Genomic DNA, 25835 nt, shown 5'->3' with positions numbered 1-25835 from the left:
AATGAGTATGTTCGTTAATCATAATGTGCCCTCAAACAAGATTTGAAGATCTGATCATGACATTGAGATTTAGTTCAAAAAAATCCCCGCTAATTTCTTAGCAGGGATTTGTGTATAAGAGACAGCCAATTGGCGCCTTTATTGTAATCTTATTAGCTAAAGCAATTTGCTTTTATAAGATCAGTGATTATTTGTTGTGATGGTTTTATTTTTTCCATCGCTAAAAATTCATCAGGCTGGTGTGCTTGGTTAATTGAGCCTGGGCCCATTACAATCGTTTCACAACCGAGTTGCTGGATAAACGGCGCTTCAGTGCAGTAATTTACTGCGACCGCTTTTTGCCCCGCTATTTTTTCAGCCATTTTTACTAAAGCACTGTCGGTGCTCCCACTAAATGCCGGTATTGGTTCATGTAAATCAATAACGCTCACCGCATTTGGGTATTGCTGATTTATCTCTTTCGTTGCATCGAGTACTAATGCTTGTAGTTCTTGTACACTTAAACCTGGTAATGGGCGCATATCTATATGCATTTCACAGCAACCACAAATTCTATTCGCGTTATCGCCGCCATGAATATTACCTAAGTTTAATGTTGGATAAGGGATTTCGAAGTGGTTTATTGAATACTTATGCTTTAATTGTTCTTTTAAGATCATCAATTTTGTAATCACTTTATGCATTACTTCAATGGCGTTAAGACCACGTTCGGGATCGGAGCTATGCCCAGAGCGACCAACCACTCTTATTGCTGTACTCATATGGCCTTTGTGCATAAATACTGGCGTCATATCAGTAGGTTCGCCTATTATACAACGCGCAGGTTTTAAATTCGGGTGCTTACATATTTGTTGTGCACCAGCCATCGTTGTTTCTTCGTCGGCGGTGGCAAGGATTAAAATAGGCTGAGTTTGCTGCTTTTCATCAAGTTCACTAATCGCTTGTAATACAAAAGCAAAAAAGCCTTTCATATCAATACTTCCTAGCCCATACAATTTGTTATCGAGTTCGGTAAGTTTAAATGGATTATGATTCCAACGACTGTCATCAAAAGGCACTGTGTCGGTATGACCAGCTAGCATTAATCCGCCATCACCTTCTCCGCGTTTTGCTAATAAATTATAGCGCCCTTTACCTCCTTCTAATTCTATAATTTCACACGTAAAACCGATTGTTTCGCACCAACTGGCTAGGAGTTTAATTACGTTTTTATTGCTCATACACAGGTTGTCTTCAATAGCACTAATAGAAGGGGCTGCAATCAATTGTTGGTACATGGAAATAAACGAAGGCAAAGGCATAAAAAAATCCAAAATTATTATTCAATTTAATTGCATAACAATATAAAAGTATTTATGATGAATATCAATTCACTTTTTAAGCATAAATATATTAAAAGTAACGCCATGAAAATAATGCGACGATAATCAAAATTCATTAATAAAAAAGACTTAATTAGCGTCTAAGCTAGTTTAAGCGAACATTATAGATAAGTAGTAATTAATTTTAAGATAACGAGTAACAAATGAATGTAGTGATTATTGGCGCAAGCGGATACAGCGGCGCAGAGTTAGCAAGTTTAGTTGCTAAGCATCCAAACTTAACTTTAACAGGCTGTTATGTATCAGAGGGTAGCTTAGATAAAAATAAATTGCTAAGTGATTTATACCCAGAGCACCTTGGCTTACTAGACTGCCCTTTACTTCCTCTTAGCGTATCAGCTTTTGATGACATTCAAAGTGATGCTGATTACGTATGCTTATGTACCGATCACAAAGTAAGTGTTGATCTAGCGCCGCAATTTTTAGCTATGGGTAAAAAGGTATTTGATTTATCTGGTGGCTATCGTTTAGCAAGCAATGACGACTACGTTACTTACTATGGTTTTGAGCATCAACATCCAGAGCTTTTAAATGAAGCGGCTTACGGTCTAGCTGAGTGGAACCATGATGCTATCGCTAATGCAAAGCTAATTGCTGTTGCAGGCTGTTACCCAACAGCAGCGCTTAATGCGCTAAAACCGCTTAAGCAAGCAGGCTTATTAAGCAGCGAAAGTATTATTATTAATGCGGTTTCGGGCGTTACAGGCGCAGGGCGTAAAGCCAGTGTAGGAACGCATTTTTGTGAAGTGTCGCTTGCACCTTATGGTTTGTTTAACCATCGCCACGGCCCTGAAATTGAACAACACCTTGGCCACAAAGTGTTGTTTACACCGCATCTAGGTAATTTTCCGCGCGGTATTTTAGAAACTATTTATGTACAGCTTAAGCCAGGCGTTACCAAGGAAAACGTTGCATCGGCTTATCAAGTACTTTCGAGCGAGCCATTAATTCGTTTATTAGGCGATAAAGTACCTTCAATTAAAGGTGTAGCTAAGCAGCCATTTGTTGATATTGGCTGGCAGCAACAAGGAACGCAGTTAATTGTGATGTCTGCTATTGATAACTTATTAAAAGGCGCTGCTGGACAAGCTTTACAGTGTATTAATATTTCTATGAATTTAGATCATACCACTGGTTTAAAAGGAGCGTTTTAAATGAGTAAAAAAACGTGGGTAATTAAACTAGGTGGTGCAGTACTTAATACAGAAAATGCAGCAAAAGCGTTGTTTGATGTATTAAATGAGCAAACAAATGATGAGTTTGTCATTGTTCATGGCGGTGGCGCTTTAGTTGATACATGGTTAAAACAAGCGGGTTTTGCCAGTGCTAAACACCAAGGATTACGTATTAGCCCAGCAGAGCAAATGCCTTATATAGTGGGTGCACTCGCAGGTTGCGCTAATAAACAATTAATGACTCAAGCTATTAGTGCTGGGCACAAACCTGTGGGCTTAAGCCTTTTTGAGGCAGGTGTTACTGCCACTCAAAAGCTAAAAGCGCTTTGCTTAGTGGGTAAATGTAAAAGCAACGACGATTCTATTGTTAATGATTTACTTAAAATCGGTCGCCTACCGATTGTTAGCTCTATAGGCTTTGATGAGCAAGGGCTTTGGTACAACGTAAATGCAGATGAAGCAGCAGCGGCTATTGCTAGTAACTTAAATGCTGAGCTTATTTTTATGACGGATGTTGAAGCAGTGCTTGACGAAAATAAACAGCCGTTACATCAACTTGACACAAAACACATTGATACTTTAATTACAAATGGAGTAATTGTGGGCGGGATGGAGGTCAAAGTTAAGACCAGCCTTCACGCTGCCCAACATTTACGACGCGGTGTGTATATTTCCAGCTGGCAAAAGCCAGAAAATTTAACTGCTCTGCTACAAGGCGAGCATGTCGGAACTAAGATTACACCATAGGTTTATTATGTTTGAGAATTTTTTAACGGGTTTAGAGTTAGACCAAGAAGGCGCACTTAATTTATTAAAGTTAGCGCAAGATATAAAAGCAAAACCAGAAAAATACAGCAACGTATTAGCGGGAAAATCAATCGTAACATTGTTTGAAAAACAAAGTTTACGTACTCGCTTATCGTTTGATATAGGTATTAACCGCCTTGGTGGCCATGCAGTTTATTTAGATCAGCAAAATGGCGCTATGGGTGCACGTGAATCAATTAAAGATTTCGCACTTAATATTTCTACTTGGGCCGATGGTATTGTTGCACGCGTAAATCAGCACAGCACATTAACTACATTAGGTGAATACGCATCAGTACCGGTAGTAAATAGTTTGTGTGATTTATACCACCCATGCCAAGCTCTTGCTGATTTTTTAACGCTTCAAGAAGTTCACGGCGATGTGAGCGAGCTTAAAGTGGCTTACTTAGGTGAGGGCAACAATGTAACTCATTCATTAATGCTTTTAGCGGCAGCGCTTGGCACTGATTTTGTTGCTGTAACGCCAAAAGGCAGCTCGCCTGATTCGCAAATCCTTAAAAAGGCAGAGCAAATAGCGGCAATGAATGGCGCATCAGTGATGGTAAGTGACCGTGTTGAAGCGGCTGTTGGTGCAAACGTTGTATATGCAGATACTTGGGTATCAATGGGTGATACAACACCGCTTGGGCAAGTTAAAGAAAAATATATGCCTTATCAATTAAATCAGGCATTGCTAGATCAAACAGGTGCAACTACGGTATTACATTGCCAACCGGCACACCGTGAATTTGAAATTACCTCTGAGGTAATGGATGGTCCAGCATCGAAAATTATTCAACAAGCAGAGAATCGCATGCACGCGCAAAATGCTTTGCTAGTTACATTACTAAATCCAAATTTTGTTAAGGAACACCTATGAGTTCAATTAAAAAAGTCGTTTTAGCCTATTCAGGTGGTCTTGATACATCGGCTATCGTGCCATGGTTAAAAGAAAACTACGGTTGTGAAGTTGTTGCGTTTGTAGCGGATGTAGGTCAAGGCGCAGAAGAACTTGAAGGCGTAGAAGCTAAAGCAATCGCTTCAGGTGCTTCAGAATGTTACGTAGTTGATTTAAAAGATGAAATGGTAAGTGATTACATTTATCCAACACTTAAAACGGGCTCGATTTACGAAGGTACTTATTTACTAGGTACGTCTATGGCGCGTCCTATTATTGCTAAAGCACAAGTTGAAATTGCACGTAAAGTAGGTGCTGATGCACTTTCTCATGGTTGTACTGGTAAAGGTAATGACCAAGTTCGTTTTGAATCATGTTTTGCGGCCCTTGCTCCAGATTTAAAAGTAATTGCGCCATGGCGTGAGTGGGACTTATCGAGTCGAGAATCATTACTTGATTACTTAGCAGAGCGTGACATTCCGTGTTCAGCATCTGCTACAAAAATTTATAGCCGTGATGCTAACGCTTGGCATATTTCGCACGAAGGTGGTGAGCTTGAAGATCCATGGTGCCAACCAACTGAGCAAGTATGGACTTGGACTAACTCTCCAGAGCAAGCGCCAGATAAATCAGAACTAGTAACTTTAAAAGTTGTTGAAGGCGAAGTGGTTGCTGTAAATGGCGAAGAACTTAAACCATATGACTGTTTAATTAAATTAAACGATATTGCATCGCCTCATGGCGTTGGACGTGTTGATATTGTAGAAAACCGTTTAGTTGGCATGAAGTCACGCGGTTGTTATGAAACACCAGGTGGCACAGTAATTATGGCTGCGCTTCAAGCCATTGACGAGCTAGTGCTTGATAAAGCAAGCCGTAAGTGGAAAGAAGTACTAGGTGGTGAATTTTCACATTTAGTGTATGACGGACGTTGGTTTACACCACTTAAAGATTCTATTTTAGCCGGTGCAGAAGCACTTTCTAAAGTGGCAACAGGTGAAGTGGTACTTAAGTTATATAAAGGTCAAGTAACTGCGGTTCAAAAGCAATCACCAAATAGCTTATACAGCGAAGCATTTGCTACATTTGGCGAAGATGATGTATATGACCAGTCACACGCTGAAGGCTTTATTCGTTTATTCTCGCTTTCAAGCAGAATTTCAGCATTGGCTAAAAAGTAAATTATTTATAGCCCCTTATAAAAGGGGCACTACAGGGTTTGGAGAGATTTCATGGCATTATGGGGCGGACGTTTTTCTACGGGTCCAGATGAGGCGTTTAAGCAATTTAACGACTCTCTTCCCTTTGACTACCAGTTAGCAGAGCAAGATATTATTGGCTCTGTGGCATGGGCAGGTGCACTTGAACAGGTAAATGTACTTTCAAGTGATGAGCATACAAAATTAGTTGCTGCATTAAATGAGCTACTTGAAGAAGTTAAAGCTGATCCACAATCAGTTGCTACTTCAGGTGCAGAAGATATTCATTCACACGTTGAAGCTGCTCTAATTGAAAAAGTAGGTGATTTAGCTAAAAAATTACATACAGGCCGAAGCCGTAATGACCAAGTTGCCACCGATTTTAGACTATGGTGCCGTGATACAGCCGATCATTTATTAGATGCCATTGCACAGCTAAAAGGCGAATTTGTAGCGCTTGCAGAACGAGAGCTTGGCACAATATTGCCAGGTTACACGCATTTACAGCGCGCACAACCAGTATTGTTTAGCCACTGGTGTATGGCGTATGTAGAAATGCTAGAGCGCGATGAAAGCCGCCTGCAAGATGCTAAAGCGCGCATGAATTTTTGCCCATTAGGCAGTGGTGCATTAGCAGGTACAGCTTATCCGATTGATCGCCAAGCATTAGCCCACGGATTAGGTTTTACAGCGGCTACAAAAAATAGCCTTGATGGCGTATCTGATCGTGACTTCGTGTTAGATCTTTTAAGTTGTGCGTCTATTTCGATGATTCACTTATCTCGTATGTCTGAAGATTTGATTTTTTATAATTCAGGTGAAGCCGGATTTATAGAGCTTGCTGATAACGTCACGTCAGGCTCATCGCTCATGCCTCAGAAAAAAAATCCTGATGCACTCGAGCTTATTCGCGGTAAAACCGGACGTGTATTTGGTGCATTTAGCGCTATGATGATGACATTAAAGGCGCTGCCACTTGCATACAATAAAGATATGCAAGAAGACAAAGAAGGCCTGTTTGACGCTATGCCAACATGGCTTGCATGTATTCATATGGCGCAAGCATGTATTAAAGGCGTAAAAGTAAATGGCGATAAAACGTTAGCAGCGGCAAAAGGCGGCCACGCTAATGCCACCGAGCTTGCTGATTACTTAGTTGCTAAAGGTGTGCCATTCAGAGAAGGGCATCACATTGTGGGTGTACTTGTACAGCTTGCGATTAGCGAAGGTAAAACGCTTGAGGAGCTATCACTTGAGCAGTACAAATCAGTAAACACTGTATTTGAAGATGATGTTTACCCAGTACTTGAAATTGATGCGTGTATAAAAGCGCGTCAAGCGCTTGGTGGGACGTCTATTGAGCAAGTAACTAATGCTGTTAAAGAAGCCAAAAAAAAACAGCAAATAACGGTACGTGATGCAAATTTAGATGATGTAGAGGCAATTGCAACACTTATACAGCATTGGGCAACGGTAGGCGAAAACCTACCTCGTGCAAAAAGCGATATGGTGCACTCTATTAACGAGTTTGCAGTTACTGAAATAAATGGAAAAGTGTCGGGCTGTGCATCGTTATACATTTACGATACCGGCCTTGCTGAAATACGCTCATTGGGTATAGACCCAAAAAGTAAAGTGACGGGGCAGGGTAGACAGCTTGTAGAGCACCTACTTACTAAAGCCAAAAAATTGGCACTTAACCGAGTTATTGTATTGACCCGTGTCCCCGATTTTTTTGAACAACAACGTTTTACTTTTTGTAGCAAAGACTCTTTGCCTGAAAAAGTAATGAAAGATTGTGAACTTTGCCTTCGTAAAGAAAATTGTGACGAAGTAGCAATGGAATATATTTTGAAGCTAAGTACACGTGCGGAGATCCCGTGTAAATACGTAGCTTAAACTCCCTGGATACAAAAAACGTACGGTTATCCCTGTGCGTTTTTTTATATTTGCAGTAAACTGGTCGGAGTTGTTTGGTTTGATTATATTTTTGAGTGAATTTTAATGCGTCAAAAAAAGTTGGCACATTGGTTGCTGTGTATAAGATAGATAGCAAAATAGCTATCACTGCTTAAAACAGGTAATGCATTTATCTACATAATAATGTGGTTAAAAGTTGCACCAAATATAAATAAAACTTTTACAAGGATCAATCACATGCAAGTTTCAGCTAATAGCCAATTACAAATGCAAGCATACAACAAAACACAACAATTAAAGCCTGCAATGGAACAAACTGCTAGCCCTAAAACCCTGCAATCTGATACAGTAAGCTTCTCTCAAGAGGCTATCTCTGCAGCAAGTAGTGATAGCTTACAGCGCGGTTCTATCATATTGCCAGGTGGTCTCCGCCCTAAGTAATTTTAAGGTTTTTAATGTTTTTAACTGAGTTATTTGGTTTTTTCTCGCTTTCAGCTTTGATAATGTGGGCTTTTCTAATGGCCTTCTTTTTTAATATTTTTGTTTACAGCTTAGATGTTAAAAGAGGCACAACTTTATTACTCAGTTCATTCATTATGATGACTTCATACTCATCATCTGATTATTTTCTTACTTGGCTGTCAATATATAATATTACTTATTTAGATTGGGTTATTTACGATTTGGCTACAATTATATGTTTGTTTATAGCCTTTGCCTTCATTAGAAAAACTTCAGATTCTTTTTTATATTTAATAATAGGTTTGAGCGTAAACTTAGTTTTAACCTTATCAATGCATATTGATATGTTTATTTATGGCAATCAAGAGCCGTGGATATTTTGGGATATTTATACAATATCTGTTTTTATTATTGATTTAACAATGGTTGTAGCTCTTATTGTAGATAGAGACTTTCTCGGTCTTCATAAATTAAAAAATAAAACTCTCAGCTACTTCAAGTCAAACGATACCCATAAAGTAACCTAGCTTAAATGTACGTTACTGAAGCCCTGATGGATTATGTAGAAGCTTTCTCTCAATGGGGCTTTTTAATGGCCTTCTTATATTGTTTAGCCTCCAGTATAAATAAAGAAAATAAATCCTCGGTTTATTTGTCTGCGCTTATGCTCTGCTCATATATTTCCAGTGGTTATATAAACTTATTAGAAAGTTTATATTTAAACTGGGCGCTTTATGATTTAATCACAATTTTAGCTCTATTAATTTTAGAGCACTTAAAAGTACTCCAACGTTCTGCAGCCTTTCACTTCATCATCTTTGCGTTAACAACAAATGCTGTACTCACTCTCATAATGCATTATGACCTATACGTTTTATATAACTATGAGCCTTGGTGGTATTGGAGTGTTTATTCTGTTGGTGTAAATATGTTCGATGTTTTAATGATTCTTTCACTAGTATTCAATAAAAATACCATTTTTAAAAGATGGGTTACATTGAACTTTAAAAAGTTGAAAAATATTGAATGAGCTTTTAATTAGCCCAACAGTTTCTTTGTACATAGGTGCATTTGTACAATGGGGATTCCTTATGGCCTTTTTGTACTCCCTTGCTCATTCGATTAATAAGCCTAATAAAGAAAGAGTGTATTTGTCTTTGGTTATGAGTATTTCATATTCATTTAGTATATTTACAAATCTGGATACGGTAACTTATCTAGATTTTTTGTTTTCCGATATTTTAACTCTCCTAGTTATTATTTCCCTTAGGCGGCTCTGGCATGATGGTATTACCTATCTATATATTATTACTGGTTTAGCTATAAACTCAGCTCTACACTTTCTCATGCATTACGACATCTATATATCAAATAATACAAGCTACTGGTGGCTTTGGAATGCTTACGCGATAGGGGTCAACGCTGCGGATTTTATAATGGTAGCTATATTTTTTATAAACAAGGATATTTTAGGTTTGTATAAACTAAAAGGGTGGTTGCGAAATAATAAATTCATAAAGGGGCATGATGGCTGATATACTGTGGGATCTGGTAGCGATTAGAGATTATGTAGGTATTTTTATTACATGGCTCTTTGTAATTGCATTTCTTTATAATTTGTCAGCAAGCATAAACAGTCCCTATAAAAATACAATGTACCTTTCTGGTATTATGATGATTTCGTATACCTTAAGTACACTGTTCGATATGGTTATAGTGTCTCACTTAAACTATTTTTACTTCGATATTGTAACTCTAATTATTATTTTTACGTTTCGGTACTGCAGTCGAGGCCCAATTCCTAACGCATTTTATTATCTTGTTTTTGGTCTGAGTATTAACGCATCTTTATTTTTAGCTATGCATTACGATATAGAGATTTTAGGTACTCTATATTATTGGTGGTTTTGGAACGTTTATGTATTTGGTATGTACTTTACAGATTTGATAATGCCATTAGCGCTTATCTTTAATAAAGATTTTTTAGGTTTGGTTGCATTAAAACGGTATTTACTTAATCGTAGAAAAAGCACTCATCAAAAGGTTGAATAGAATGGAGGATCTATTTTGGCAATTAAATTCAGTTAATGAATATTTTGGAATACTTATTACATGGCTGTTTGTTTTTTCTTTTTTGTTCACTCTATCAATTGCCATTAATAAGCAAGATAAAAGCCGAGTTCACCTTAGCTTTATTATGATGGCTTCGTACACACTTAGTTTATTTATGGACATAACTACTGCAGCTCCGCATTTAAAGATGTTTATATTTGATGTACTAACAATTGCCGTTATTTTTATGTGGCGTATTTTTTTAGGACGCAAAATACCGTACGGATTTTATTATCTTATTGTAGGGCTTGGTATCAATGCCTCACTGTTTATGAGCATGTATATTGATAATACTCTTTATGGCAATTGGGACTTTTGGTGGCTGTGGATGCTGTATGGTTTTCTTATGCCTATTATTGATATCACTATGGCGCTAATACTAATTATCAATAAAGATTTGCTAAAACTTGTTTGGTTAATTAAAAAATTAAAATCATCATCTATACAAAAGCCAAATTAGCGCATACAAGTTATGCGCTAATTCGGGAAGTGTTATTGGGCACCACAGCCCAGTTTAGTTTTTAGAGCTTTGACAATTACAGGATCTACAAACTCGCTTACATCACCATTGTGACGTGCTACTTCTTTAACGAGCGTTGATGAAATAAATGAATTTCGCTCTGCGGGTGTTAAAAATACACTTTCTAAATCAGGATTCAGGCGGCGGTTCATGTTAGCTAATTGAAATTCATAGTCAAAATCAGATACCGCTCTAATACCACGAATAAGCACATTAGCATTGTGATCGCGCGCAAGGTCAGCCAATAAGCCAGAAAAACCAATGACCTTAACATTATCTAAGTGACTTAAAATAGAGTTTGCAAGTTCAACACGTTCTTCAAGGTTAAAACAGGGTTTTTTACTTGGGTTGTTCGCAACCGCAACTAATACGGTATCAAACATTTTAGCTGCACGTTGAATAAGATCTGTATGACCATTAGTTAGTGGATCAAAGGTGCCCGGGTAAATTGCAATAACTTTCATAATGTTCACTATTTATGATTTTAGCGCTAGTTTAACAGTGTTTATGCCACAAAGCAGCCTAGCTAATAAAGCATATAAACACTTACTTTCTTTGAACAGATCAGTCCAAGGTTTGAGTGTTTTAATGATTCATATTTGTTTATACTGTTTACCTCTTTTGAGTGTAATGTAGCCTATAGATAATTTGAGTATTAGCATATGAATACCAAGGATAAAATAATACACACCAGTATTTTGTTGTTTAACGAAAATGGTGAGCGTGCAATAACGACAAATCATATTGCATCAAACTTAGGGATGAGCCCGGGTAATCTTTATTATCATTTTAAAAATAAAGAAGACATTATCCGTCATATTTTTGCGCTGTATCGCGATCATTTAAATACTCACTTTAAACCTATTAATAAAGATGATGATGCATTTAATCATTTAACGGCTTATTTAGATTCGTTATTTGAATTGATGTGGCGTTACCATTTTTTTTACGACAATCTTGGCGATATACTCGCCAGAGACACTGAGCTAAAACAAGCTTACATTGATTTTCAGTTAGAGTTATTAGAGCAAGTTCGTAAAATTATTCTAGGTCTTCGCGATAGTGAAATGATTGCTATTGATGAGCAAGATGTTATTGATTTAGCCCATACACTAAAGTTAACTGTTAGCTTTTGGACGCCTTATATTAAGGCTCGTAGGCCAAGCGGTACCCTTGCTGAGCAAGATATATATCACGGTATTTTAAAAGTACTTACATTATTTAGAGCGTACAGTACCGATAAAAGTATCGATAAAATGAACCTGCTACGCGAAAAGTACACCGAGTTAGCACAACAAGCCTTAGGGGCTGTGACCCTTCAGGATTAAAATTTGTTCAATCTAGGGGCGATTAAATCGCGATGCGAGATTTGTAATCTTGTGGGCTCGGTAACTGCTCCTGCGTTACCTTACTGACTACATCTATGTAGGCAACAAAGAGTTAATTGCCCTAAGGCAGAATCCTTCGAGCAGCGTATGTTTAGCATTTATGCTACGTTATCGCCTATTTATAGGGAATAACCACGCTACATAGGCTCTGCCTTGCTAAAATACCAAACACACTGCTGCAAATTTAACCTCGAAAGATAAACAGGCCCTCGCGGTTGCTTAGTCGATAATTATTGGTTGTTTCCTAGACGCTGAATTTTTTGCTATAATCGCGCGCCAAATGCCTGGGAGCGCGAATTCCCGCAGTCTAAGAGTGAACTATGCTTAAATTTATCGTCAAACTACATCCTGAAATAGCCATCAAAAGCCGTTCGGTCCGTAAACGCTTTACTAAAGTGTTAGAAAATAACATTAAAATTGTATTGCGACGTCTTGACGAAAAAGTACAAGTAAGAAATAACTGGGATAATATTTCAGTTGTTACAAAGCTTGAAGATGCACAAGTTCGTCTTGATTTTATCGACAGCCTTAAACGCATACCTGGTATCGTTCAGTTTATTGAAGTAACTGAGACGCAATTTGAAACTCTCGATGATATCTATCAAAAAACAATAGCGTTAGTGGGTCACACAATTGTGGGAAAAACTTTTTGTGTGCGTGCTAAGCGTATAGGCCAACACGACTTTACCTCGACTGATTTAGAGCGCTATGTTGGTGGTGGGCTAAATCAACATATTGAAGGCGCAAGCGTTAAGCTTAGCCGTCCAGAAGTAACAATACGCTTAGAAGTAAAAGACGATAAAGCTTACATTGTTTCGCAAACGCATTTTGGTATGGCGGGCTTTCCACTACCAACGCAAGAAGACGTGCTTTCACTTATGTCGGGTGGTTTTGACTCTGGCGTAGCAAGTTACCAAATGATTCGTAAAGGCGCACGTACGCACTTTTTATTCTTTAATCTAGGTGGCGCAGCGCACGAGATTGGTGTTAAGCAAGCGAGCTATTTTTTATGGAAAAAATACAGCTCAACACATAAAGTTAAATTTATAACAGTTGATTTTGAACCTGTTGTTGCTGAAATTCTAGAAAACGTTGAAAACAGCCAAATGGGTGTTGTGCTTAAACGTATGATGATGCGAGCAGGAAGTGTAGTGGCTGAAAAGTTGAACATTCAGGCGCTTGTCACAGGTGAAAGTATTGGCCAAGTATCTAGTCAAACATTAGCGAACTTAAGCGTGATTGACCGTGTTACTGAAACGCTTATTTTACGCCCGCTAATTCAAAATGATAAACAAGAAATTATTAATCTTGCTCGCCAAATTGGTACAGCTGAAATGGCTGAAACGATGCCTGAATATTGTGGTGTTATTTCTAAAAAGCCGACAGTTAAAGCCAAAATTGAAGTAATAGAAGCCGAAGAAGAAAAGTTCGATTTTGATGTGCTAGATACCGTAGTAAATAACGCGCGCATAATGGATGTACGCGATATTGACGTAGAGGCCAAGCAAGAGCTAAAAGAGGCTGAGTCAGTTGCTGATTTACCTGCAGGCTCTGTAGTAATTGATATTCGCTCACCAGAAGAAGAAGAAGCTGCACCGCTTGCAATCGATGGTATTGAAGTGGTGCATTTGCCGTTCTTCCGTTTAGCTACTAAGTTTGGTGATTTACCAAAAGACACCGACTACTATTTATATTGTGACAGAGGCGTAATGAGCCAACTACAGGCACTTATGCTGCACGAACAGGGCTTCGAAACGGTAAAAGTTTATCGCCCGTAAAGTTAAAAGCTTATATAAGCGTGGTTTATACCACGCTTTTTTTTGCCTGAATTTTGACTAACAACTCATCGTTGTAAGGCGTTGGAATACTGTGAAGTTTACCTTGTTGGCTAATATAGCCACATATAGCTGATATTTCAGTTTCTCTATTGTGAGCTATATCTTGCTGCATTGATGAGTAATTATTTGCGGTTAACTCCATTATTTTATAAGCGGTATTGAGCGCTTTAATTAATGGGATATTAAGCCCTTGAGCCTTTGCAATATTGCATGCTTCAGTGAGTGCATTAAAAATTATTGTATTGTACTTAGGTGCACGTAATTCGCCATTTTTTACATTACTTAAAGCGCTTAATGGATTAATGGCAATATTGACGAGTAGCTTTTCAAAACGAAGCTGCTGAATGTTATTAGTAAACTTTAGGTTGGGTATTACTTTAAAAATATCAGCTATTGGCGCACTATTTTGAAGTGCAAGCTCATTACAGCCACCAATAACGCTTTGTCCTTCACCTGTGTGTTGCACAATATATTGGTTTGATTTAAAGCCCGCTATGCTTGTCGTTAAAAAGTAGAGTGCTTGATGAGTGTTTAGCTGGTTATTTATCTCATCAACGTTGCCCATTCCATTATGCGAAAGTACAACAGAGCAATGTGTCGGTAAAAGTGGCTTTATTTGAGAAAACGCATCAAGCACTTGAAAAGCTTTAACGGTAAATAAAATTACATCAAATTCAGTTGCTTTATCTAGCTGATTTAATGAAATAAATTTTGCGTCAATTTTTTTTGATGCACCCTTACCTCTACTGTAAAAGCGGGTGTTTGTTGGGTTTTTACGAGTTAAAACACTGACATTATGCGATGCGCTCAAAAAGTGGCTCAGCAATAAGCCAATAGCGCCATCGCCAACGATTAAAATATTAGCCATGTGGGTTCTTTTTTCGAGGTGTAAAAATTACTCTAAGTAAAAAGTAGCTTGCAGCACCTGCAAAATCAGCAAAAAAATCACCAAGTGATGCTTGCCTATAAGGGAGTGCGTCTTGCATTATTTCTATTGAGGCGCCATAACCTGCCAATAAGAGTATTTGAGCATATAAAGGAAGCTTAAAAGCCTTGTCCATTATTATGGCTAATATAAAAAAAATCCCAAAATGGGCAACTTTATCAACATGAGGAAATAAATTTACAACGCCACCTTTTATTTCTTTGGCAAATAAAAAGGTGAAAGCCACTATGCTGATTAAAAAAACTGCTTGATAAACACGCCTTGTCACGACAAATCCTAAAATCGCTTAAAAAAGAGGCGCAAGTATATCAAACTAATTTAGTATCGCACCTGAACAAGATGCAGAAAAATGTAAAGATTTATAATTTTAGCGTTATAATTGCCACATAAAATTAAGATTAAATAGTTAGGAGTATACTAATGCCTTCATTTGATATTGTATCTGAAGTAGAAATGAACGAAGCTAAAAATGCGGTTGATAACGCAAACCGTGAACTAGAGACTCGCTTTGATTTTAGAGGCGTTGATGCATCTATTGAGCTAAACGATAAAACAATTAAGCTTAAAGCAGAAGCTGACTCTCAAGTTATGCAGTTGTTTGATATTTTAGCGGGAAAAATTTCAAAGCGCGGTATGGATGTAGCTAGTTTAGAACTTCAAGATATTAGCCGTGCAGGAAAAAATGTATTTCGTAACGTTGGGTTAAAGCAAGGTATCGAAAAAGACATGGCCAAAAAAGTGGTTAAAGCCATTAAAGATTCAAAAGTTAAAGTACAAGCCGCTATTCAAGGCGAAGAAGTGCGTGTGACAGGTAAAAAACGTGACGATCTTCAAGAGGCTATGCAAGTAGTGCGCAGCGCTGAGCTAGGTCAGCCTTTTCAGTTTAAAAACTTTCGTGACTAAAGTGCACCTGCTAGACCCTAGCTAACGAGTGTGTTGAATGTATTAATAAAAGCTAAACAGTAATGTTTGGCTTTTTTTCTGTGAGGTTATTTTTCGTATTTATCATAGGTAAATCTAGCTTTAGCTATATAGACGTCCATTGACATTTGTAAACAAAATACTCACAATAGCGACATATTTTCAAGGTGCTTGCTAGCCACTTCATGTAATGATTTTTTTAGCAGGATAATCGGGAAGTTGGTGCGTTTTCATGATGACTACAAGCCCAACACTGCCCCCGCAACGGTAAAGTATTGCATATTTTGATGTGCTTACTGAGTCCGGAGACCGGCCTTGATGCTATCTTACTTACTTAAATCTTTGCGGTGGGCAAAGGTAGGGGACATCATGTTAAACAAAATAACTTTAGGCGTTGCTATTTCTGCTGCGCTTTCATTTTCTGTGTCTGGCGCAGAGCAATCAATTGAAAAAATAACCGTTACAGCTAATAAATTTGAGCAATCAATCAATGACGTTTTAGCAAGTGTAAATGTTATTGAGCGTGCAGAAATAGAAGCAAGCAACGTACGCGATTTACCCTCTCTTTTAAATACAGTTGTTGGTCTTGATATTGTAAGTAATGGGGGCTTTGGGCAAAAAGCGGATGTATTTGTACGTGGCGCGTCGGCAAAATACACATTGGTTTTGGTGGATGGTGTTAGGATAAGTGATGCGACATCGGGGAGTGTGTCGCTTACTAATATCCCTGTTAATAGCATTGAACGTATCGAAGTTATCAAAGGTGCTCGCGCGGCCATTTATGGTTCAGATGCAATCGCAGGGGTTATTAACATCATTACTCGTGATGCAATTAATAATACCTTATCTGCAACATTTGGTAGCAATAGTTACTCAAACTATCAGCTAGCAGGTGGGGTAGCTAAAGATGCGTTGAGCTTTAAATACAATGCAGGTTATGAAGAAACAGATGGCTTTGATGTTACTGAAAAAGACCCTACTGCTGCAATTACTAAAGATCATGATGATGATGGCTATAGAAATAAAAATATTGGTTTTAACTTAAGCTATCATACTGAAGATTTGGGTCAATTTAGCGCACAAGCACAGTATAGTGAGGGTGAGGGTGAATACGACTCGGCATACTCTAGCGACGCTTATGATTTTGAAAACTATATAGCTAAATTAGGTTGGGAAAAAAGCTCTCAAAATTATAATCAAGGTGTTTCAGTCAGTTTATCGCAAGAAGAAAATGAGCAAACAGGGACTGCAGTAAATACTTTTTATAGTACTGAACGTTTTGAAGCAGAATATCGTGGTCTATATACTTTAACTCAAACACTAGAATTAAGTGGCGGTGTTAATTTATTACAAGAAGATTTATCCGGTTCTACAGCAACTTCATTACATGAAAAACGCGATAATAAAGCATTATTTATTGGTGCTTTTTATGACGATGACATATGGCTTGCTAGTGCTGTTATTAGAACCGATGATTACGATTACCACGGTCGCGCTAATACATACAGCACAGGTGTTGGTTATAAAGCTAATAAATATATTAGTGTTCGTGCAAGTCACGGTACAGCATTTAGAGCACCATCATTGGTGAACGCGTTTGTAACGAATAGCCTCTATTATGTAGGTAACAGCGATATTAAGCCCGAAGAGGCTGTGAATAATGAGCTGGGCATTACGCTTACAACAAAATGGGGTCGTTACGATATTACTATTTTTGATAATAATATTACAAACTTAATTGAAAACCAATATGACGCTAATTTGGGAAAATATGTCCCTTCAAATGTTGCGCGTGTGTCTATGCAAGGGGTTGAAATTAGTGCTGAGTTTAGCGCATTAGGATTTGAACATAACGCTAACTTAAGTTTTTTAGATACAGAAGATGAAACTACGGGTAAAGAGTTAGCGCGTCGTCCATCTGAAGCATTTAATTATACACTTACTAAAAGTTGGGGATATTTTGACGCCAATCTAACCATGCTATATCGCTCATCTCGCGATTCAATTTCATACTACGATACAGAAATTGCAGCGTTTACTGTGTTTAATATTGCTGCTAACTATCAGCTTTTAGATAATCTAGCGCTACATGCACGTATTGAAAACTTAACTGATAAAGAGTACTTCACTGCGGGTATTGGCTTTGCCGCAAGTGGTGAGCTTTTAGGTTACAGCGCACCCAGCAGACAAGTATTTGCTGGGATTAGCTACCAGTTCTAAGTTTATTATTTAGTTATAAAAAATACAAAAGCCCGATAAGTTATCGGGCTTTTTGCATTTTCTGTTTACTTTTAAGTTATACCAACCTGCATAGACCTCTAAACAGTTTAACCGATTAAATCATACGCTAACGTCGTTATAAATTTTTATTTAGAACCACTAGATATAAAATTTTTGCCTAGTTAGAGCGCAATTTTATTATCGTTAAATAGCTTCTATACTTATGCAGATTGGTATTAATCAGCTAAGAACTCTTTAAATACGGTTTCAAATTTGTGTAACTTAGGTGCTATTAAAATACTACAGTAACCCTGCTGTGGATTTTCGTTATAGTAATCTTGGTGATAATGCTCTGCTGGGTAATACGTAGTGGCAGGGCTGATTTCTGTCACAATTGGCTCAGCGACATGGCTTTGCAGTTGAGCTATCATTTCGTTGGTTTGCTTAAGTTGAGCTTCATCGTGATAGTAAACAACACTTCTATATTGTGTGCCTATATCGTTACCTTGGCGATTCAATTGTGTTGCGTCATGCAGTGTGAAAAACATTGCTAAGAGTGTTTCAAAGCTAACTACAGTCGCGTCAAATTCAATTTTAACAACCTCAGCGTGACCGGTTGTGCCTGAGCATACAGAGTTATATGTTGGGGCGTCAGTTTCGCCACCAGTGTAGCCAGAGCTTACGGTTAGTACGCCATTTACACGTCTAAATGCAGCATCTATACACCAAAAACAGCCGCAACCAAATGTTGCTACTTGCGTTGTTGAGCTCATAAGTATTCCTAAAATGTATATGGGGTTTAAAGGCGAGCATAAATTGTATGCGCCGCAACAACAAGGTTACGGCGCAATTAAGAGGCTAGATCTCTTCGAAAGGTTTTTCAGCGGCTTGTTTGTCTAATTTTTGCTGTAAAAATTCAGGTGATTGAGTGTTACGTGCAAGTGCATAATATGCAGCAGGTACAACAAAAAGAGTTAGTAGGGTCGATACAATAACCCCAGTAAACACGACTACACCTATCACCATACGGCTTTCAGCGCCCGGACCTGAAGCAAGTACTAAAGGTACCGAACTCATAACCGTAGTCAGCGAGGTCATAATAATAGGGCGCAAACGCTGAGTTGCTGCTTGCAAAATAGCTTCACTAAATTCAACGCCTTTATCGCGTAGTTGGTTAGTAAATTCTACAATCAAAATACCGTTTTTAGCACTTAGCCCTATGAGCATGACAATACCTATTTGGCTGTAAATATTTAAGGTAAGTCCTGTAGCCCAAAGTCCGAACATAGCGCCCATTAAACCAAGTGGTACGGTAAGCATAATGACGAACGGATGCATAAAGCTTTCAAACTGTGCTGCCAGTACTAAAAAGGTAACAGTGAGTGCAAGTATAAATACGTAGGTCATCGCTGATGCGCCTTCGTAGTAAAGCTGCGATTCACCTTTGTAATCTACTGCGCCATCTATATCGTTTTCTTGCGCGGCTACCTCGTTTAAAAAGTTAAGCGCTTGCTCAAGTGTATAACCGTCGGCTAAGTTGGCGCTTAATGTAATTGCGCGCATACGGTTGTAACGGTTTAAGCGTGAGGCTGTTGCTTCTTCTTTTAAGCTGATAAGGCTATCAAGTGGTACTAGTTCACCGCTTCGTGATTTAAGGTATATATTTGAAATATCAGTAGGGTTGGTGAAATCTTCTTTAGTCCCTTTTAAAATCACATCGTATTCTTCACCGCGGTCAATAAAGGTTGTAACACGGCGCTGGCCAAGCATTGTTTCTAGTGTACGGCCTACATCAGATACCGACACGCCTAAATCGGCGGCTTTGTTTTTATCTATACTGACTAAAAACTGTGGGAAGGTTTCTTTATAATCATGATCGATTCTTACTAAACCAGGGTTTTGCTCAGCACGCTTTATTATACGGTCACGCCAATCGGCAAGTTGTGCATAGTCATTACCCTGCAGCACAAACTCAATTGGGCGAGATGAACCACCACCGCCAATACCACGGCGCATAATGGCAAATGCACGAACATCGGTAACTTCTTGCATTTTACCGCTTATTTCATCCATTACTTCCCACGTTGAGCGTTTGCGTTTATCCCAATCGGCCATACCCACAATCGCAACACCGCCGCTGCCACCCCAACCGGGTACTCGAACAAGTACGCGACTCAGTTCACCTGCTTGCGAATAAGGCATTAGGCGCTCTTCAATTTTAGCCATATTAGCGGCGTTATTTTCGTAACTTGCGCCTTCAGGGCCGCTCATCATAATAAAGAACGTGCCACGGTCTTCTTTTGGTGTTAGCTCAGAAGGAACTTGTAAAAACAACGAGTAACTAACAAAGCCAGCTAATAATAAGCTCACCATTAAGCCCCATTTTCGGGTTATGTTAGTGGAGAGTGAATTACGGTAACTTACTTCAATTTTAGTAAATTGACGGTCCATCCATTGGCTAAATTTATTTGGTTTGTCTGATACTTTAAGTACTTTAGAGCACAAAGCTGGTGCGAGAGTAAGTGCTGTAACACTTGAGAAAAATACGGCAGCACTTACCGCCATAGCAAACTCAGTAAATAATGCACCTATACGGCCATCCATAAATACTAATGGCACAAACACAGATATAAGTACAAGCGTGGTTGCTACTATGGCAAAACCTACTTCACGCGCGCCTCTAAATGCAGCTAGTAACGGCGGCTCACCCAATTCAATACGACGGTGAATATTTTCAAGCATTACAATGGCATCATCTACTACTAAACCAATGGCCAGTACTAAGGCAAGTAAAGTTAGTAAGTTAATTGAGTAGCCCATTGCCAACAAAAACATAAAGCTACCAACAAGTGCGACCGGTACGGTGACCGCAGGAATAAGCGTTGCTCGTATATTGCCTAAAAACAAAAATATAACGAGTACGACTAAACCCATAGAGATGGCAAGTGTGCTGTAAACTTCATTAATAGACTCTTTAATAAATACAGACGAATCGTAGCTGTCTTGAATTGTGGTACCTTCAGGTAGGTTTCGTTTGATTTTTTCAAGTTCGCTGCGTGCGTTATCTACTACGGTTAGTGTGTTTGCTTTAGCTTGTTTTACAATACCTAAGCCAATCATATTACGCCCGTTACCACGAAATAAGCTTTCGTCATCGGCAGCTTCTAAACGTACATCGGCAACTTCACCTAAACGTACTAAGTAACCTTCATCACCACGTTTAATTACCAGGTTTTTAAAATCGCGCTGATCTTTATAACTACGGGCAGTACGCACGGTAAAGTCACGATCTATAGATTCTATTTCGCCAGCAGGTAACTCAACGTTTTCTGTACGAAGTGTGTTTTCTATATCGCTTGAGGTAATACCCCGTGCGGCCATTGCTTGGCGGTTAAGCCAAATTTTCATGGCGTATTGGCGCTCACCACCAATACGTACGTTAGATACACCATCTACTACGGCTAAGCGGTCAACAATAAAACGCTGCGCGTAATCAGAGAGCTGTAACGAGTCCATTGTTTCGCTGTTTAATACAAACCAGGCGATTGGGCTTTCATCACTATTTGATTTAGATACTTCTGGCGGGCGTACCTGATCGGGCAAACTATCAAGTGCACGTGCTACACGTTCGCGTACATCGTTAGATGCTGCATCTATGTCGCGGTTAATATCAAACTCAATGGTAATGTTTGAACGTCCATTACGACTCGATGAGTTAATACTTTTAATACCTTCAATACCTGAAATTCGATTTTCTATTATTTGCGTTATTTTGGTTTCTATAATTTCGGCAGAAGCACCTGTGTATTCAGTGCTGATATTTACAATCGGCGTTTCAATATCCGGGTATTCACGAAGTGGCAGCATAGTAAACGCAACCAGTCCAAAAGTAAGAAGCAGTAAATTAATTACAATGGCAAAAACGGGGCGCTTGACGCTAGTATCTGTAATTTTCACGTATTACCCCTTTACGCTTACTTTACTTCCAGAGCGAATTTTTATTAGCCCCTCAGTAACAATTTGCTCGCCATCAGTTAGGCCCTCGTCGATAGCAACCCAGCCATTATTTCTGCTAGCAACATGCACTTCAATTTTATTAGCTATCCCATCTTGAATTTGAAAAACAAAGTGTTTGTCTTGCAAAGGTATAACCGCTTTTTCTGGCACCATTAAAGCTTGGTTGCTGCTTAGCTCAAGTGCTGTATTTAGTAACATACCAGGGCGAAGTAATCCTGATTTATTGGCAAAGCTTGCTGTTACTTCAACACTGCGAGTAACCGAATCAATACGCGAGCTAATATGCGTTACCTTGCCGTTAAATGTTTGTCCTGGGTAGGCATCGTTTTGCGTAAGCACTTTCATACCCATATTTAATTGTGCTAAATATTTTTCAGGTACTTTAAAGTCAACTTTAATAATACTAATATCATCAAGTGTTGTGATTATTGTTGTATTACTTACGTAGGCACCTATTGATATTTCACGCTTACCTAACAGGCCTGAAAACGGCGCACTAATAGTCATTTCGTTTAATTTAGTTTTAGCGCTTTCTAGTTGGGCCTCTGTTGCATCAACACGAGATAACTGCTCCTCAAGTAACGACTTTGCCGTTGATTGCGAGCGTGAAAGTTCGGTAAGGCGATCTAACTGGCGTTTTTCCTCACGTAAGTTAATACCGAGTTCTTTAACTGCAAGTTGCTCTTGTTGGCTTTGTAACTGTACTAATTTTTGTCCTTTACTGACTAAGTCGCCATCTTTAAAATATATATCTGTGACATAATCGTTTTGCGCACTTTTTATATAAATAGCTTGGTTTGCACGTGCACTACCGATGGCCTCTATCATCACTGCGTTTTCCTCAGAAGTAACAGTATGAGCCGTTACTTGGGTAGACATTTGTGATGAATCGGCTTGTTCGCCGTGGCTAGCGGGTAAATATAAATAAACGCTAAATATTAGAAGTAACGTAATAATAAATGGAAAAAGTGCTTTACCTGATTGTCTTGAGTACATTGATTTCATACCTGAAAATGAATTGTAAGTATTGTACGAAATAAGACCGTGAAAAGACGGTTATGTATCTCATAAATTTGTGCGTTAAGCGTAAAAGTAAATAAGATTTATTCATTGTTCCTATTTTGTTGAGGAAAAAGTGGTAATGTATGAAATTTAAAACTAGCTGTAACTTATGTATAACAACAAGAAAGGTCATAATTTGGGGCATTATTATGTTTGTTTTTTATATGGTGTTTTACCGATATGGATAAATCTGACAATGTCATTAAGTTTCGGGCACAGGGCGCGCGAAACGCAATTGAGGCGATTGTTGTAGGTGCTATAGGCTTAGTCTTTATTATGTTATTTAATTTACTGAGGCCGGGTGAGATTAGCATACTTGAAATATTTTTAGTGAGCTTGTGCCTTGTGGCTATTTTTATTGGATTTTTAAAATCTCAAGAACCATACCATAGCCTTATATTAAGCGAATCTGAGCTCGTTTATTGCCACAAGTACGGAGCTTGGTGTATGCCTCATAGTAACTTTGATCACAGTGGAATACCCAAAGTAGAAGATGGCTTTGACTATTTAGAATTAAATGCGGTTGGCGTTAAGGTAAATGATATAGACGACTTTTTATCAAGCATAGCGCCTAGAATTGCAGGGAAATTATTAATAGAGCAGCGTAATTTATTTATGCAAGTTGTTCAAAAACATTGCAAAAATGGCAATTGCCCATCAGAATGGTTAATAGAAGATACACATTACACATCCCATAAAGGGATAAGCTATACTGGGCTTATAGCCATGTTTGCTAATAGAACTAAGCACCTTCAGCAGCTAACAGGTTACGATTTATTATTGCCTGCCAGCGTGTTAGATAGAGATATTTGGGCATTTAGTGCTAACTTAAATAAGTGGAAGCGCGAGCCTAGTCAGTTTATAGCGTCGCAGCTTAGTAATTAAGTTACGACTGTAGGAAAGAAAAATGAGTCAAGAGAGAGCCTTTTTAAAAAGTGGTCGAAACACCATAATACATAAAGATAAAAAGCATGATTTAGTGATTGTAAACTCTGAAATTCATCCTCGAATTAAAGTAACGCAACATGGTCTGGAGCCATTTAAAGAAGAATTACCTAAAAACCGCCGTGATGCAAAAGAGCGTTATTTAGAAATGGTTTATGTAAGTAGCGCTGATATATTTGGCGAAGAAAAGCAGTTGCTGTTTATTCAAGCTCTAGACGGGCGTGAATACAAAATAGATTACAGTAAAATCGGTACGAAGTTGTTTGTACGTATTCATCAAGACACATATATGTAGTACTTTAATGGCATCTTTATTGCTAGTGATTACACTATAGTAATTATTTGACATAATAAGGTGCTGCGTATGAAAGCGTTTGCTTTAATCCCCCTCATTTCGTGTGGTTTACTGAGTGCGTGTGGAGGCGGTGGCGGTGATAGTGATAATACAGTTGTTGAAACGTCTGTTAATGCTGGAGCCGATTTACAAATTATCGAAAAATCTGAATTTACCATCACAGCACAAGGTTCCCCCGCTGATGGTACTTTTTCATGGCAACAAGTTAGTGGCCCAAGCATAGAAGGTTTCCCCCTTGAAGGCGCTGAGCAAACACTTACTGCACCTGACGTAAAAACTGATAGTCAAATAATATTAAGAGTGAGCTATCAAAGTACAGGTAGTAGCGCTGTTAGTGACGACATTTCTATTTCAGTGAGCTCTAATAACCAACTACCTCTTGCTGTTGTTACACAAACATCTCCTGAAACACTTCCCTCTGTATACAAAGATACAGTGACTTTGAGTGCCCTAGAGTCGAGCGATCCTGATGATAATGGTCAAATTGATAGTTATTTGTGGCAATTGCTATCGGGTCCTGATTTAGATATTGAGAGTTTTAATGAATCAACTCTTAGCTTTTCTCATCCATTACTTGAAAGCAACGTGAATTTATCTTGGCAGCTAACTGTCACTGATGATGAGGGTGGCGAGGCGAGTACTCAATATTCAATGACACTCAACAAAACAAATGAGTTAGTAGATGCAAATGCAGGCGCAGATCAAAATGTTGAAGAGTTTGGACAAGTAACGCTTGATGCTACAAATAGCGAAACAGTTACCGATATCTATAAGTGTAAATGGCAACAACTTACCGGTAATAGCGAAACATTAAGCAATAGCGACCAATGTACAACGACATTTTTTGCCTCAGATGTTGATACTGAGTCTACATTGAGCTTTGAAGTCACGGTAACCGACTCAAAAGGACGCACCGATACAGACTCTTTATTTGTTGATGTATCACCCAAAGCACTTGGACTCATCAACGATAGTGGTGTTGGTGAGTGTTATAACAATACTCAACGTATTAATTGTGAGAGTGATGACTTTCCAGCGCAAGATGCAGAGCTTGGACGCGATAGCTATGCAAACCGCTTAGATAAAGTTGGCAAAGGTAATTTAGCGTTTGATTACACTAAACTTAATGAGTTTGCTGATGAAGTTGGTGATGATAGTAGTGACTTTACCTGTATACGCGATAATGTTACTGGGCTTGTATGGGAGGTGAAAAGTGTGGCATCTGGCACGGTACCAAATACTTCGTTACGTGATGGTCAAAATCATTACTTTTGGGATGTAGGGAATACGACTTTTACCGATACCAGTACAGCCAATTCAACGTGTCCGGACAATACAAGTTGTGGAGTACAAAGTTATATAAACGAAGTTAATGATTTAGATTTTTGTGGTGGTACAAACTGGCGATTACCTACTTATACAGAGCTTTTGAGCTTAATTGATTACGGTAAACAAGGGCAAAGTATATTAATTGATGAGGCATTTTTTCCTAATATGCCAAGTGAAAGTGCATTAAGCCATTTACGTTACTGGACCTCACAGACAGCAGCTGATGGTACCAGTTTATCTCAAGCGTATATCATTGATATGAGTGATGGTAACGACCTTGCTTATCCAAAAGAAAATACTGCTTATGTACGTTTAGTTAGAAGTCGTTAGGAGAAAATA

General features: G+C 38.5%; 23 protein-coding genes and 1 riboswitch. Of the genes, 16 read left to right on the top strand and 7 right to left on the bottom strand.

Features of this window, described 5'->3' with window-relative positions; all coding sequences use genetic code 11:
• Nucleotides 1-152: 152 nt before the first annotated feature.
• Nucleotides 153-1301 (bottom strand): acetylornithine deacetylase, encoded by a 1149-nt coding sequence (gene argE / locus H4J63_RS10740; protein WP_182196492.1) that lies wholly within the window; start codon nucleotides 1299-1301, stop codon nucleotides 153-155.
• 224 nt (nucleotides 1302-1525) lie between these two features.
• On the opposite strand from argE, the gene argC reads away from it, so the two are divergent.
• From argC to H4J63_RS10695, 9 genes are all read left to right on the top strand, one after another.
• Entirely contained in the window at nucleotides 1526-2536 is a 1011-nt protein-coding gene (gene argC / locus H4J63_RS10735; RefSeq protein WP_024596072.1) for an N-acetyl-gamma-glutamyl-phosphate reductase, read from the top strand.
• The gene (gene argB / locus H4J63_RS10730; RefSeq protein ID WP_002958765.1) at nucleotides 2537-3304 is read left to right on the top strand and encodes an acetylglutamate kinase; all 768 of its coding nucleotides are present in this window, start codon (nucleotides 2537-2539) and stop codon (nucleotides 3302-3304) included.
• 7 nt (nucleotides 3305-3311) lie between these two features.
• Nucleotides 3312-4244 carry an ornithine carbamoyltransferase gene (locus tag H4J63_RS10725; protein WP_182196490.1) on the top strand — a complete coding sequence of 311 codons (933 nt, stop codon included), beginning with the start codon at nucleotides 3312-3314 and terminating at the stop codon, nucleotides 4242-4244.
• Entirely contained in the window at nucleotides 4241-5443 is a 1203-nt protein-coding gene (locus H4J63_RS10720) for an argininosuccinate synthase (RefSeq protein ID WP_182196487.1), read from the top strand. Before H4J63_RS10725 ends, H4J63_RS10720 begins: the two co-directional genes overlap by 4 nt.
• A gap of 51 nt (nucleotides 5444-5494) precedes the next feature.
• Nucleotides 5495-7360, top strand: a complete 1866-nt coding sequence (argH, locus tag H4J63_RS10715) for an argininosuccinate lyase (protein ID WP_002958762.1) — start codon at nucleotides 5495-5497, stop codon at nucleotides 7358-7360.
• A 258-nt stretch (nucleotides 7361-7618) separates the two neighbouring features.
• Nucleotides 7619-7822: a hypothetical protein gene (locus H4J63_RS10710; RefSeq protein WP_182196484.1), complete on the top strand. Its 204-nt coding sequence runs from the start codon at nucleotides 7619-7621 to the stop codon at nucleotides 7820-7822.
• A 14-nt stretch (nucleotides 7823-7836) separates the two neighbouring features.
• Nucleotides 7837-8370 (top strand): hypothetical protein, encoded by a 534-nt coding sequence (locus H4J63_RS10705; RefSeq protein ID WP_182196481.1) that lies wholly within the window; start codon nucleotides 7837-7839, stop codon nucleotides 8368-8370.
• Between the two features lie 5 nt (nucleotides 8371-8375).
• Nucleotides 8376-8873, top strand: coding sequence for a hypothetical protein (locus H4J63_RS10700; RefSeq protein WP_182196478.1), 498 nt, complete (start codon nucleotides 8376-8378; stop codon nucleotides 8871-8873).
• A gap of 1023 nt (nucleotides 8874-9896) precedes the next feature.
• A complete protein-coding gene (locus H4J63_RS10695; protein WP_182196475.1) occupies nucleotides 9897-10415 on the top strand; it encodes a hypothetical protein in 519 nt (172 codons plus the stop codon).
• Nucleotides 10416-10447: 32 nt separating this feature from the next.
• On the opposite strand, the gene coaD is transcribed toward H4J63_RS10695, so the two are convergent.
• Nucleotides 10448-10939 (bottom strand): pantetheine-phosphate adenylyltransferase, encoded by a 492-nt coding sequence (coaD, locus tag H4J63_RS10690; RefSeq protein WP_039484868.1) that lies wholly within the window; start codon nucleotides 10937-10939, stop codon nucleotides 10448-10450.
• A gap of 198 nt (nucleotides 10940-11137) precedes the next feature.
• Here coaD and H4J63_RS10685 point away from each other — a divergent pair, with 198 nt between their 5' ends.
• Together H4J63_RS10685 and thiI are read left to right on the top strand one after the other, a co-directional pair.
• Complete coding sequence (locus tag H4J63_RS10685; RefSeq protein ID WP_165744837.1) at nucleotides 11138-11803, top strand: TetR/AcrR family transcriptional regulator; 666 nt, start codon at nucleotides 11138-11140, stop codon at nucleotides 11801-11803.
• A gap of 380 nt (nucleotides 11804-12183) precedes the next feature.
• Entirely contained in the window at nucleotides 12184-13641 is a 1458-nt protein-coding gene (gene thiI / locus H4J63_RS10680) for a tRNA uracil 4-sulfurtransferase ThiI (protein WP_165744838.1), read from the top strand.
• Between the two features lie 25 nt (nucleotides 13642-13666).
• On the opposite strand, the gene H4J63_RS10675 is transcribed toward thiI, so the two are convergent.
• Together H4J63_RS10675 and H4J63_RS10670 are read right to left on the bottom strand one after the other, a co-directional pair.
• The gene (locus tag H4J63_RS10675; RefSeq protein ID WP_182196473.1) at nucleotides 13667-14569 is read right to left on the bottom strand and encodes a ketopantoate reductase family protein; all 903 of its coding nucleotides are present in this window, start codon (nucleotides 14567-14569) and stop codon (nucleotides 13667-13669) included.
• Nucleotides 14562-14915 carry a VanZ family protein gene (locus tag H4J63_RS10670; protein ID WP_002958754.1) on the bottom strand — a complete coding sequence of 118 codons (354 nt, stop codon included), beginning with the start codon at nucleotides 14913-14915 and terminating at the stop codon, nucleotides 14562-14564. The genes H4J63_RS10675 and H4J63_RS10670 overlap by 8 nt, the downstream gene beginning before the upstream one ends.
• A 152-nt stretch (nucleotides 14916-15067) precedes the next feature.
• On the opposite strand from H4J63_RS10670, the gene H4J63_RS10665 reads away from it, so the two are divergent.
• Both H4J63_RS10665 and H4J63_RS10660 read left to right on the top strand, forming a co-directional pair.
• Nucleotides 15068-15550, top strand: a complete 483-nt coding sequence (locus H4J63_RS10665; RefSeq protein WP_165744842.1) for a YajQ family cyclic di-GMP-binding protein — start codon at nucleotides 15068-15070, stop codon at nucleotides 15548-15550.
• A 166-nt stretch (nucleotides 15551-15716) separates the two neighbouring features.
• A riboswitch (cobalamin riboswitch) is annotated at nucleotides 15717-15901 on the top strand.
• 36 nt (nucleotides 15902-15937) lie between these two features.
• Nucleotides 15938-17788, top strand: a complete 1851-nt coding sequence (locus H4J63_RS10660) for a TonB-dependent receptor domain-containing protein (protein WP_182196470.1) — start codon at nucleotides 15938-15940, stop codon at nucleotides 17786-17788.
• 236 nt (nucleotides 17789-18024) lie between these two features.
• Here H4J63_RS10660 and msrA read toward each other — a convergent pair whose 3' ends face one another.
• The 3 genes from msrA to H4J63_RS10645 all read right to left on the bottom strand — a co-directional run bounded on the left by msrA (nucleotide 18025) and on the right by H4J63_RS10645 (nucleotide 22801).
• Entirely contained in the window at nucleotides 18025-18561 is a 537-nt protein-coding gene (msrA, locus tag H4J63_RS10655) for a peptide-methionine (S)-S-oxide reductase MsrA (protein ID WP_182196467.1), read from the bottom strand.
• An 85-nt stretch (nucleotides 18562-18646) separates the two neighbouring features.
• Nucleotides 18647-21745 carry an efflux RND transporter permease subunit gene (locus H4J63_RS10650; RefSeq protein ID WP_182196465.1) on the bottom strand — a complete coding sequence of 1033 codons (3099 nt, stop codon included), beginning with the start codon at nucleotides 21743-21745 and terminating at the stop codon, nucleotides 18647-18649.
• Between the two features lie 3 nt (nucleotides 21746-21748).
• On the bottom strand, nucleotides 21749-22801 hold the full coding sequence (locus H4J63_RS10645) for an efflux RND transporter periplasmic adaptor subunit (protein ID WP_182196462.1): 1053 nt from the start codon (nucleotides 22799-22801) through the stop codon (nucleotides 21749-21751).
• 246 nt (nucleotides 22802-23047) lie between these two features.
• Here H4J63_RS10645 and H4J63_RS10640 point away from each other — a divergent pair, with 246 nt between their 5' ends.
• The 3 genes from H4J63_RS10640 (at nucleotide 23048) to H4J63_RS10630 (ending at nucleotide 25826) form a co-directional block, all read left to right on the top strand.
• On the top strand, nucleotides 23048-23752 hold the full coding sequence (locus H4J63_RS10640) for a DUF2982 domain-containing protein (RefSeq protein WP_182196459.1): 705 nt from the start codon (nucleotides 23048-23050) through the stop codon (nucleotides 23750-23752).
• Nucleotides 23753-23774: 22 nt separating this feature from the next.
• Nucleotides 23775-24107 (top strand): hypothetical protein, encoded by a 333-nt coding sequence (locus H4J63_RS10635; RefSeq protein ID WP_182196456.1) that lies wholly within the window; start codon nucleotides 23775-23777, stop codon nucleotides 24105-24107.
• A 69-nt stretch (nucleotides 24108-24176) separates the two neighbouring features.
• The gene (locus H4J63_RS10630) at nucleotides 24177-25826 is read left to right on the top strand and encodes a DUF1566 domain-containing protein (RefSeq protein WP_182196454.1); all 1650 of its coding nucleotides are present in this window, start codon (nucleotides 24177-24179) and stop codon (nucleotides 25824-25826) included.
• Nucleotides 25827-25835 lie beyond the last annotated feature (9 nt).

Source organism: Pseudoalteromonas sp. 5Ae-yellow (genome assembly GCF_014077565.1).
In the GTDB taxonomy this organism is placed as follows: Bacteria; Pseudomonadota; Gammaproteobacteria; order Enterobacterales; family Alteromonadaceae; genus Pseudoalteromonas.
Note: the sequence above shows the minus strand (reverse complement) of the source record. Positions and strands in the feature narration are given on the sequence as shown.

Coding starts and splice junctions, on each gene's coding strand:
- argE (WP_182196492.1), bottom strand. CDS start 1,301: ATGCCTTTGCCTTCGTTTATTTCCATGTACCAACAATTGATTGCAGCC.
- argC (WP_024596072.1), top strand. CDS start 1,526: ATGAATGTAGTGATTATTGGCGCAAGCGGATACAGCGGCGCAGAGTTA.
- argB (WP_002958765.1), top strand. CDS start 2,537: ATGAGTAAAAAAACGTGGGTAATTAAACTAGGTGGTGCAGTACTTAAT.
- H4J63_RS10725 (WP_182196490.1), top strand. CDS start 3,312: ATGTTTGAGAATTTTTTAACGGGTTTAGAGTTAGACCAAGAAGGCGCA.
- H4J63_RS10720 (WP_182196487.1), top strand. CDS start 4,241: ATGAGTTCAATTAAAAAAGTCGTTTTAGCCTATTCAGGTGGTCTTGAT.
- argH (WP_002958762.1), top strand. CDS start 5,495: ATGGCATTATGGGGCGGACGTTTTTCTACGGGTCCAGATGAGGCGTTT.
- H4J63_RS10710 (WP_182196484.1), top strand. CDS start 7,619: ATGCAAGTTTCAGCTAATAGCCAATTACAAATGCAAGCATACAACAAA.
- H4J63_RS10705 (WP_182196481.1), top strand. CDS start 7,837: ATGTTTTTAACTGAGTTATTTGGTTTTTTCTCGCTTTCAGCTTTGATA.
- H4J63_RS10700 (WP_182196478.1), top strand. CDS start 8,376: ATGTACGTTACTGAAGCCCTGATGGATTATGTAGAAGCTTTCTCTCAA.
- H4J63_RS10695 (WP_182196475.1), top strand. CDS start 9,897: ATGGAGGATCTATTTTGGCAATTAAATTCAGTTAATGAATATTTTGGA.
- coaD (WP_039484868.1), bottom strand. CDS start 10,939: ATGAAAGTTATTGCAATTTACCCGGGCACCTTTGATCCACTAACTAAT.
- H4J63_RS10685 (WP_165744837.1), top strand. CDS start 11,138: ATGAATACCAAGGATAAAATAATACACACCAGTATTTTGTTGTTTAAC.
- thiI (WP_165744838.1), top strand. CDS start 12,184: ATGCTTAAATTTATCGTCAAACTACATCCTGAAATAGCCATCAAAAGC.
- H4J63_RS10675 (WP_182196473.1), bottom strand. CDS start 14,569: ATGGCTAATATTTTAATCGTTGGCGATGGCGCTATTGGCTTATTGCTG.
- H4J63_RS10665 (WP_165744842.1), top strand. CDS start 15,068: ATGCCTTCATTTGATATTGTATCTGAAGTAGAAATGAACGAAGCTAAA.
- H4J63_RS10660 (WP_182196470.1), top strand. CDS start 15,938: ATGTTAAACAAAATAACTTTAGGCGTTGCTATTTCTGCTGCGCTTTCA.
- msrA (WP_182196467.1), bottom strand. CDS start 18,561: ATGAGCTCAACAACGCAAGTAGCAACATTTGGTTGCGGCTGTTTTTGG.
- H4J63_RS10645 (WP_182196462.1), bottom strand. CDS start 22,801: ATGTACTCAAGACAATCAGGTAAAGCACTTTTTCCATTTATTATTACG.
- H4J63_RS10640 (WP_182196459.1), top strand. CDS start 23,048: ATGGATAAATCTGACAATGTCATTAAGTTTCGGGCACAGGGCGCGCGA.
- H4J63_RS10635 (WP_182196456.1), top strand. CDS start 23,775: ATGAGTCAAGAGAGAGCCTTTTTAAAAAGTGGTCGAAACACCATAATA.
- H4J63_RS10630 (WP_182196454.1), top strand. CDS start 24,177: ATGAAAGCGTTTGCTTTAATCCCCCTCATTTCGTGTGGTTTACTGAGT.